Genomic DNA, 10,019 nt, shown 5'->3' on the forward strand with positions numbered 1-10,019 from the left:
CCAGCCGCTGCCGGCGAGCACCGAGAGTTCCGGATCGATACCGCCATTGTCGCGCAAAACCAGTATACCGGCGCAATCGACATTGAGCAGCGAGGCGAGCTGGGTCAGCACGCCCTCGGCGAGCCGCTGCATCGACTTGAAGTCGTACAGCGTGGACGCCGCGTCGATGATGATCTCGAGCCCGCGCCTTGTCTGCACCATGCGCTCGAGCTGCTGATAGGAACGCAGCGCCGCGGTCAGCGAGGTGAACAGCTTGTCGGCGGTCAGCTCGGTCTTGGCCTTGTAGTCGTTGATGTCGTACTGCACGATCACGCGCCGCTCGGGCGCCTGGCCGGGCTGTCCGGTGCGCAGGATGATGCGCACGGTCTCGTTCTTGAGCTCGTTGCGGATGAACTCGACCAGCTCGAGGCCGGCGACGTCCGTCTCCATGATGACGTCGAGCAGCACCGCGGCGATGTCGTTGTGCGCGGCCATCAGCTTGCGACCTTCGGCCGCGGAATGGGCGGAGAGGATCTCCAGGCCCTGGCCGTTGAGGGAATAGTCCGAGAGCGCGAAGCGCGTGCCGTCATGCACGGCCGGATCGTCGTCGATGACGGCGATCTTCCATTTCCGTGTGTCCGTGTCCTCCGACGCGGTACCGGTGTCGTCGATCAGGTGGAGGACATCGTCCTGTTCGGCCATTGAGAAGTCCCGTCAGTCTCTGTGCTTTGCGCGCCGCCCCTGGCGACCCGGGGCATGATAATGCGAAAAGTGGTGCCTTGTCCCAGCTTGGATTCCAGCATCATCCGCCCACCCAGCTGCTGGGTGACAAGGTTATAGACGATATGCAAGCCCAGTCCCGTGCCACCTTCGTTGCGCCTGGTGGTAAAGAATGGGTCAAAGGCCTGGCGCTGCACGTCGGGGGTCATGCCGGCCCCGTCGTCGGTGAAGATGATCTCGATATCGTCGGCCCCGCGCGGCCGCGCCGAGATGGTGATGGTGCCGGCGCGCCCGTCGGCAAAGGCGTGGTTGGCGGCGTTGAGGAACAGATTGGTCAGGATCTGGCCATAGGAGCCGGGATAGCCGTCCAGCAGCAGCCCCTCGGGCACGTCGACCTGGAGCGTGATCGGCGCGCGCTTCAGCACCGGGCGCAGGCTGGCGATGATCTGGTCGGTGGCTTCGCTGAGTGAGAATTGCCGCCGCTCGGCATGGGAGCGGTCGACCGCGACCTGCTTGAACGACTGGATCAGCTCGCCGGCGCGGGTGAGGTTGCCGACCAGCTGCTGCGAGGCGTCGCGCGAGGACTGCACGAATTCCTCCAGCTGCGAGCGGCGCAGGCCGCCCTCGCCCTTGAGCTGGGCCTCGAAGATCTCGGTGCGCCGGGCAAAGCTGGAGGCCACCGTCAAGCTGATGCCGATGGGGTTGTTGACCTCGTGGGCGACGCCGGCAACGAGGCCGCCCAGCGCTGCGAGCCGTTCGGCATCGATCAAATTCTGCTGCGCAGTATTGAGCTCGAGCAGCGCGCTCTCGGCCTTCTCCTTGGACGCGCGCAGCTCATCCTCGGTCTGGCGTTTCGCGATGGCGTTCTCGCGGAACACTTCCACCGCGCGCGCCATGGCCCCGACCTCGTCGCGGGCCTTGGTGCCCTGCACCTCGCGGCCGAGGTCGCCGAGCGTGATCGCGCGCATCGCGGCCATGATCTGTTGCAGCGGCAGGCGGATCGACAGTGCGATCAGGACGCCGGCCGTGAGGATGATGCCGAGGAAGATCACCGCGATCGTCAGCACCCGCCGCGAGATCGCGGCCAGCGTGCGGTCAAACGTCTCCTGCGCCTTCTGCTCGCGCTGGCGCATTTTCGTGGAGAGGTCGTCGATGGCGCCGATCGCCTCGGCCTGGCTGGCGTCGATGGTGTTGCGGAGCAGCTCGGTGCGGCTCGTCAGCTGCTCGGAGAGCCTTGCAAAACCCTCGCGCAGCGCCGTGGTCCGGGTCGCGAGCCGTTGCAGCGCCATGCGCTGGAGATCGTTGTCGGCAAGATCGATCATGACCGGAATGGTCTTCTCGATCGTCTCGGTGTTGCGCCGCGCATCGTCTGCGGCGCCCGGCGACAGCGACAGATAATAGGAATTGGCCGCGACCAGCATCGCTGTAAAAGCCTCGCGGGATTTTCCGAGCGAGGGCCAGATCAGCGCGTCGCGATGGCCGGTGGCGCCTTCGATGATGGAATACAGGCCCGCCATGTCCCGGGCCGGGCCCTGCACCTGGTCCTCATAGGTGCTGGCGATGGTCGCCTGCACGCTGCGCAGCTCGCCGAAGCCGTTGAGGAAGCGGTCGGTGGTGCGCTCCAGCTCCTCGACCGAGCCCGACAGCATCGGGTCTTTGGCGGCGCGGTTGCTCAGCGTGCCCAGCACCGCCTCGCGCAGCAGCAGGATTTCGGCGAACAGGTCCGGGCTCGGCTGGTTGATGTAGCGGTGGATCAGATTGTGCAGGCGTCCGGTCTCGCTTTCGAGCAGCGCCAGGATGCGGTCGGATTCGCGGACCTGGCGTACGTCGTCCCAGGCCGAGCCCAGCACCTGCGAGCCGTTCCAGATCAGCGCCACCAGCACCACCACCACGGCGGAGTTCAGCGCTGCGATCGACAGGATGCGCCAGCGGATCGGCACCGCGCGCAGCACGCCGACCAGCCGCGCGCGCAGCCGCCCGATCGGGCCGGGCGGCCTGTCCGCGTGCTCGCTGTGTCCGGTCGCGATCACGACGCGTCACTCCACCTTGCGAATGCGTTCGATCAGCGCGGCCGCGGCGGGATCGCTGCCGGCTTTGGCATAGATCGCGGCCATCGCGTCCTCGAACGGCTTGCGGTCGACGTCCTTGACGATGGTGACGCCGGCCGCCCGTGCCTTGAGCTGCGACTGCTCCTCGAGGTCGCGCCATTTCTCGCGCATGAAGCGGCTGGAGCGGGCGGCGGCCTCGCGGAAAATCTGCTGGTCGTCAGCCGAGAGGCTGCGCCAGGCCTTGAGCGAGATCACCAGCACTTCGGGGCTCATCGTGTGCTCGGTGAGCGCGAGGTAGCCGGCGTGTTTGTAATGGTCTGTCGTCACGAAAGATGGCCAGTTGTTTTCGGCGCCGTCGATCAGATGGTTGGCGAGCCCGGCAAGCACCTGCCCATAGGGCATTTCGACCGGCTCGGCGCCGAGTGCGCGGATCATCTGGCTCATCAACTCCGATTGCTGCACCCGGATCCGCAAGCCCCGGAGGTCGGCAATGCTTCTGACGGGGCGGACGCCATTGTAGATCGACCGCGCGCCGGAATCGTAGAAGCAGAGCCCGACGAAGCCGTAAGGCTCGAAACTGTTCAGGATCTCGCTGCCAACGGGCCCGTCCAGCACCTTCTGCATGTGCTCGATGGACCGGAACAGGAACGGCATGGCGAGCACGTTCATCGCCGGAACGAAATTGCCGATCAACGCCACGTTGGTGCGGTTGAGATCGATCGCGCCGGCCCGGGTCTGCTCGATGGTCTCCTTTTCCTCGCCGAGCTGGCGGGAGTGGAACACCTTGATCTCGTGCCGGCCGCCGGTGCGTTCGGCGATCAGCGCGCCCATGTAGCGCAACGCCTGGACGGTCGGATAATCCTCGGTCTGGGTATCGGCGGCGCGAAACTCACGCGCAACGGCGCTCGTCGCGCAGATGGCGAGCAGAAGCGCGACGAAGATCACCCCGGTCCGCGAGAGTTCGGCACGGTTCAACACTGGCACACTCAACCCCTCAGTGGTGGAGTCTATGGCAGGACCAAAAGGTTCAATGCAATCTAGCAGATGGTTAAGGGAAGGCCATCCTGTCCGCCCCCACGGGGGAATTGTGCGGCGCGGCTGGGCCTCATTCCGGTTGAAACCGCCAATGCTCCGCCGTAAGCAGGATGCGGTCGTCTTTTGCCGCGCGACACGGGAATATCCATCGTGATGTCAGTCTTGCGCCTTTTGCGGGTCGTCGCCGTCGCGGCGGCTCTGGCCTTGAGCTCCGAGGCGCGCGCCGCCACGGACATTGCGCTGTGGCATGCCATGTCCGGCGAGCTCGGCCGGCAACTGGAAAAACTCGCCTCCGACTTCAACGCCTCGCAGTCCGATTACCGGATCGTGCCCGCCTACAAGGGCAATTACACCGAGACGGTGACGGCCGCGATCTTCGCCTTCCGCTCGCGCAGCCAGCCCGCGATCGTCCAGGTCAACGAGGTCGCCACCGCGACCATGACCGCGGCCAAGGGCGCGATCTATCCGGTGTACAGCCTGATGCGCGATATGGGCGAGCCGTTCTCGCTCAACGACTACCTTCCCGCCGTTTCCGGCTACTACACCGACGCGGCCGGCAATCTGCTGTCGTTCCCGTTCAACTCCTCGACGCCGATCCTCTACTACAACAAGACCATGTTCCGCGACGCCGGTCTCGATCCGGAGACGCCGCCGAAGACATGGCCCGAGCTCGCTGCCGCTGCAAAACGCCTGCGCGACCGCGGCGTTGCGTGCGGCTTCACCACGTCCTGGCCGTCCTGGATTCACGTCGAGAATTTTTCGGCGTTCCACAATCTGCCTCTGGCCACCCGCGCGAATGGCTTTGCCGGGCTGGATGCCGGGCTGACCATCAACACTCCGCTCGTGGTCAGGCACGTCGCCCAGCTCGCCGAGTGGCAAAAGACAAAACTGTTCGACTATGCCGGCCGCGGCCAGTCGGCCGAGCCGCGCTTCCAGAACGGCGAATGCGGCATCTTCATCGGCTCCTCGGCGACGCGCGCCGACATCAAGGCGAATTCGAAATTCGACATCGGCTACGGCATGATGCCGTATTGGCCCGACGTCGCGGGCGCGCCGCAGAACTCGATCATCGGCGGCGCCACGCTGTGGGTGCTGCGCGATCGCCCGCGCGACGAATACAAGGGCGTGGCGCGCTTCTTCGCCTATCTGTCGCAACCCGGCGTGCAGGCCGCCTGGCACCAGAACACCGGATATCTGCCTGTGACCCGCGCCGCCTTCGAGCTGACGCGCGCCCAGGGTTTTTACGAGCGCAACCCGGGCTCGGCGATCTCGTTCGAGGAGATCACGCTGCATCCGCCGACCGAGAATTCGAAGGGCGTTCGGCTCGGCTCCTTCGTCCTGATCCGCGGCGTGATCGAGGACGAGCTCGAGCAGGCCTTTGCCGGCCAGAAGAGCGCGCAATCGGCGCTGGATTCCGCGGTCGAGCGCGGCAACAAGCTGCTGCGCCAGTTCGAGCGCGCCAGCCCGGAGCGATAAAGCCGGCTACTGCAAGGGCTATCGCATCCCGGCTGAACGTGGCGGGGAAGCTCGCTTGCGGCCATCCTTCGAGACGCCCGCCTCCGGCGGGCCCTCAGGATGAGGACGGTGTGCGTGGCGACAATTTCAACAGGCAGAGTCGCTGCTTAGCCTCATCCTCAGGAGTCCGCGAAGCGGTCGTCTCGAAGGACGAGGCGTTCGCCAGGTGTCGCCGAGAGGCGCATGCGACAGCCCTGCGATCACTGCGGCCGAAGATCGCGCAACCCGGAAGTGTGTGCGAGCTCACACGCAACGGGTCTCGTCCCTGCGATAATCCCGAGTGCGTGACGCCCGAGTCGGTGCCGGCGCTTGCCGCTCGCCGGCAGGAATCATCTCGAAATTGTTTGATCCATCCATTTTCAGCTCACGGAGATCATCAATGCCCTGCACATGTTGCATCATCCCGAATGACGTTCTGACCAGGCTCTCCCAGGACAAGAAGCTGTCTGCCGTGGTTCGCAAGCAGTTGGTCGACACTGTCCAGGTCACTCATGAACTGCGCGAATTGCGGACGCAGACGGCGAAATTGACCAACGTCGTGGCGGCGCGCGCCGCCGGCCTGGTCACGCTGGCCGCGGCGCCCTCCGTCACGGTCTACGACTGCAAGCACACGCAGACGCTGCCGGGAACGCCGGTCCCGAAGCCGAAGACGTCCTCGGACGGCTCGGTCAAGCGCACCTTCAACCAGACCGGCAAGGTGGCCAAGTTCTACCAGCAGGTCTTCAACCGCAACTCGATCGACGATCACGGCATGACCATGATGTCGTCGGTCCATTTCGGCGACAAGTACAACAACGCGATGTGGAACGGCTCGCAGATGATCTATGGCGACGGCGACGGCAGCATCTTCGTCGACTTCACCAGGGGCAATGACGTCATCGGCCACGAGCTGACCCATGGCGTGACCCAGCACAGCCTCCAGCTCGCCTATAGCGGCGATGCCGGCGGCCTCAACGAGAGCGTCTCCGACTGTTTCGGCTCGATGTTCCGGCAGTGGGAAGCCAAGCAGGACGTCAAGAAGGCCGACTGGCTGATCGGCAAGGACATCATGGGTCCCGCCGCCAAGAAGAAGGGCTTCACCTGCCTGCGCGACATGGCCGATCCCGCGGCCAAGCACTGCCTGGCGCCGCAACCGACCAAATATTCGCAGATCACCCCCGGCATGGACCCGCATTACTCCAGCGGGCCGCCGAACCTTGCCTTCTATACGGCGTGCACGACGCTTGGCGGATACAGTTGGGCCAAGATCGGCCAGGTGTGGTACCATTCGCTGACCGGCTTCGGGCCGACGCCGAATATGACGATGAAGGCGTTTGCGGCGCGAACCCGGCAGGGTGCTCACACGTTGTATCCCGGCGATGCCGCCGTCCTCGCCGCCGTCGATACCGGCTGGAAGAAGGTCGGGCTCTAAAGCGCGCGACGTAAAGCGCGTCATGAAAGGAAGAAAGCGTGGATCGCTTGAAGATCGAGCGCGTCGGAGGGTTCGCCGGATTTGGCGGCCCTCACCTCAAAAGTCGCGGTGAAGTGGCGGTGTCGGATCTGTCGGACGCCGATCAGAAGACTGTGGAATCGTTGTTTGCCGATCCGACCAAGGTCCCTGCTGCGCATCCCGGCCAGGCCGATGCGTTCAGTTACCGGATCACGCGCGGTGCCAGGACCATCGAAGTCCCCGAACATGCGGTGCCCTCGACCATCAGGAACAGCGTCAAGGATGTCCTGGATTAGGGCGCGGCTGGCACTGTGATGGAGCAAACACTGCCGCCGGATTCTTCGGCTTCTTGGGGCGCCTGGGGCGCATCCGCGTCGACGAGCCTTGAAGCCTATCGTGCCCTGCGCGCCGACCGGGCGCGATGGCTGCCGGTTGCGCTCGACATCGCGCGCGGCCATGGCCTGGACATCAGCTCGCCGCATGTGTTTTCAACAGGCACCAATCTCGTGGTCGGTCTCGGCGAGCGCCTGATCCTGAAGATTTTTCCGCCGCAGCTCCGCGCGCAATTCGTCTCCGAGAGCGGCTCGCTGACCCAGCTCGCGGGCCGGCTGTCCCTGCCGATCCCTGAGATCGTCGCGGAGGGGGCACGCGACGGCTGGCCCTATCTCGTCATCACGCGGCTAACAGGCACGCTCGGCTCGGAGGTCTGGCCGTCCCTGCCGGAAGACCAGAAGGAGCGTGTGCTGCGCCAGATCGGCGAGACCATCGCCTCCGTGCAGCGCGCGCCTCTCGGCCCTCTCGCCAGCATCGAGCCGCGCTGGGACGCGTTCATGCGCCAGCAGATGCAGGGTTGCCGCGCCAGGCACGAGCGTCTCGGCCTCGCGCCGAAGTTCCTCGTCGGCCTCGACGATCTCCTGCGCGAGGCGGCAGCCGGACTCATCCCGATGGACGCGCCGCCGGTGATCCTGACCGGCGAATACATTCCGGAAAACTTCCTGCTCGCTTGCGATGACGGCGAATGGTCGCTCAAGGGACTGTTCGATTTCGGCGATGTCCGCGCGGGTTTTCGCGACTATGATCTGCTCGGCGCCAGCGCCTTCATGGCGGCGGGCCGGCCGGGCAGGGTGCGCAACCTGCTCGAAGGGTTTGGCTATGCGAAGCCGGATTTCACGCTGAAGCGGCGGCTGATGGCCCTGATGCTGCTGCACCAGGCCAGCGATCTCAACAGCCACATCTGCATCGCGGGCTGGCAGGAGAAGGCGAACGATCTCGTCGAGTTGCAGGAGCTGATCTGGGCGTCGTGAGCGCTCCTGCGATAGCCCGCCTACCAAATAAGCCGGCACTCAATGAAGCTTATTTCATGAGCAAATGCCTTGCTTTGTATGCAATGGCTTGAGGCCGGCCGAAAGCTTCACGGCACTCGATTTCAGAAATTAGTTCGTAATGTCAGCATATTAGCCCGGAAGTAAGTTTCCGTTAAGCTCTGGCACGAACCTTGCGAATCCAGTTCCAACCAGAAACTTTTGTGTTGGAGCCGTTTCATGAAGCGCCGCGATTTCCTCAAGTCCGTTTCCGGATTGGCCGCTGGCGCGGCGCTTCCGGCCATGCCGTCCGTGATCTCCTCGGCCAAGGCCGATGCCCGCTCGGAGACGCTGCTGATCGTCTCGGAGGGCGGCCCCAACAATCTCGACATCCACGGCGTCGGCACCAACGTGCCCGGCTACGAAGTGTCGTGGAATTGCTACGACCGCCTGATCAGCCACGAGATGAAGAGCGGCCCCGGCGGCGTGCCCTATTACGACCGCGACAAGTTCAAGGGCGAGCTCGCCGACGACATCAAGATCGACGACATGTCGGTCACCTTCAAGCTGAAGAAGAACGCCAAATTCCACGACGGCACGCCTGTGACCGCCAAGGACGTGAAGTGGTCGCTCGATCGCTCCGTCACCGTCGGCGGCTTTCCGACCTTCCAGATGAGCGCGGGCTCGCTGACCAAGCCGGAGCAGTTCGTCGTGGTCGACGACGGCACCGTGCGCGTCGATTTCGCGAAAAAGGACCGGCTCACGATTCCCGATCTCGCCGTGATCGTGCCTTGCGTCATCAATTCCGAACTCGTGAAGAAGAACGCCAGCGAGAAGGATCCCTGGGGTCTGGAATACACCAAGCAACAGACCGCGGGCTCCGGCGCCTACAAGGTGACGAAGTGGACCGCCGGCACCGAAGTCGTCATGGAGCGCAACGAGGATTGGGTCGGCGGCCCCTTGCCGAAGATCAAGCGCGTGATCTGGCGCATGGTGCCGCAGGCCGGCAACCGCCGCGCGCTGCTGGAGCGCGGCGATGCCGACATTTCCTATGAGCTGCCGTTCAAGGATTTCCAGGAGATGAAGGCGAGCGGCAAGCTCAACGTGGTGTCGCTGCCGTTCTCCAACGGCATCCAGTATATCGGCATGAACGTCACCAGGCCGCCGTTCGACAATGTCAAGGTGCGGCAGGCCATCGCCTATGCGCTGCCCTACCAGAAGATCATGGACGCGGTGCTGTTCGGCCTCGGCAATCCCATGTTCGGCGCCGCCAAGGACAAGGCCACCGAAGTGGCCTGGCCGCAGCAGCACAAATACAACACCGACATGGAGAAGGCGAAGGCGCTGCTCGCCGAGGCCGGCTACGCCAACGGCTTCGAGACCACGATCTCGTTCGACCTCAACTTCGCCGGCGTCAATGAGCCGCTCTGCGTGCTGGTGCAGGAGAGCCTCGCCCAGCTCGGCATCAAGACCACTATCAACAAGGTGCCCGGCGCCAACTGGCGCACCGAGTTGAACAAGAAGGAGATGCCGCTCTTCACCAACGTGTTCTCGGGCTGGCTCGATTACCCCGAATACTTCTTCTACTGGTGCTATCACGGCAACAATTCCGTCTTCAACACCATGAGCTACAAGTCGGCGGAGATGGACAAGCTGATCGACGGCGCCCGCAACGCTGCCGCGACCGGCGACATGGCGACGTACGACACCGACGTGAAGGGCTTTGTCGACCTCGCCTACGCCGACGTCCCGCGCATCCCGCTGTACCAGCCCTTCGTCAACGTCGCGATGCAGAAGAACATCAGCGGCTACCAATACTGGTTCCACCGCCGCCTCGATTATCGCGCGATGGCGAAGGGGTGAGGCGTGATGGCGCGCGACGCGGCCGGGACTCCAGGTTTTTGCCGATCGAGTGAGGGGAGCGCAGCTCTCTCATTCCCTCTCCCCTTGTGGGAGAGGGTGGCTCGCCGCGCAGCGGCGAGACGGGTGAGG

General features: G+C 64.4%; 8 protein-coding genes. 5 read left to right on the forward strand and 3 right to left on the reverse strand.

The features are described 5' to 3' along the window. From PMI42_RS32355 to PMI42_RS32365, 3 genes are all read right to left on the reverse strand, one after another. The coding region (locus PMI42_RS32355) for a DUF3369 domain-containing protein (RefSeq protein ID WP_008142876.1) at window positions 1-681 on the reverse strand (681 nt) is incomplete at its 3' end. Next, on the reverse strand, window positions 651-2,681 hold the full coding sequence (locus PMI42_RS32360; RefSeq protein WP_035967268.1) for a sensor histidine kinase: 2,031 nt from the start codon (window positions 2,679-2,681) through the stop codon (window positions 651-653). The genes PMI42_RS32355 and PMI42_RS32360, both read right to left, overlap by 31 nt. Before the next feature lie 54 nt (window positions 2,682-2,735). Then, window positions 2,736-3,731, reverse strand: coding sequence for a TRAP transporter substrate-binding protein (locus tag PMI42_RS32365; RefSeq protein WP_008142881.1), 996 nt, complete (start codon window positions 3,729-3,731; stop codon window positions 2,736-2,738). Window positions 3,732-3,935: 204 nt separating this feature from the next. Between PMI42_RS32365 and ugpB the strand changes: the two genes are divergently transcribed. The 5 genes from ugpB to PMI42_RS32390 all read left to right on the forward strand — a co-directional run bounded on the left by ugpB (window position 3,936) and on the right by PMI42_RS32390 (window position 9,890). After that, a complete protein-coding gene (gene ugpB, locus PMI42_RS32370) occupies window positions 3,936-5,258 on the forward strand; it encodes a sn-glycerol-3-phosphate ABC transporter substrate-binding protein UgpB (protein WP_008142883.1) in 1,323 nt (440 codons plus the stop codon). A gap of 418 nt (window positions 5,259-5,676) precedes the next feature. Continuing rightward, window positions 5,677-6,708: a M4 family metallopeptidase gene (locus PMI42_RS32375; protein WP_008142885.1), complete on the forward strand. Its 1,032-nt coding sequence runs from the start codon at window positions 5,677-5,679 to the stop codon at window positions 6,706-6,708. 38 nt (window positions 6,709-6,746) lie between these two features. Next, on the forward strand, window positions 6,747-7,022 hold the full coding sequence (locus PMI42_RS32380) for a protealysin inhibitor emfourin (protein WP_008142887.1): 276 nt from the start codon (window positions 6,747-6,749) through the stop codon (window positions 7,020-7,022). An 18-nt stretch (window positions 7,023-7,040) separates the two neighbouring features. Next, window positions 7,041-8,030, forward strand: a complete 990-nt coding sequence (locus PMI42_RS32385; protein ID WP_008142891.1) for an aminoglycoside phosphotransferase family protein — start codon at window positions 7,041-7,043, stop codon at window positions 8,028-8,030. Between the two features lie 237 nt (window positions 8,031-8,267). Then, entirely contained in the window at window positions 8,268-9,890 is a 1,623-nt protein-coding gene (locus PMI42_RS32390; protein WP_008142893.1) for an ABC transporter substrate-binding protein, read from the forward strand. Window positions 9,891-10,019 lie beyond the last annotated feature (129 nt).

The organism is Bradyrhizobium sp. YR681 (assembly GCF_000282615.1).
Taxonomy (GTDB): domain Bacteria; phylum Pseudomonadota; class Alphaproteobacteria; order Rhizobiales; family Xanthobacteraceae; genus Bradyrhizobium.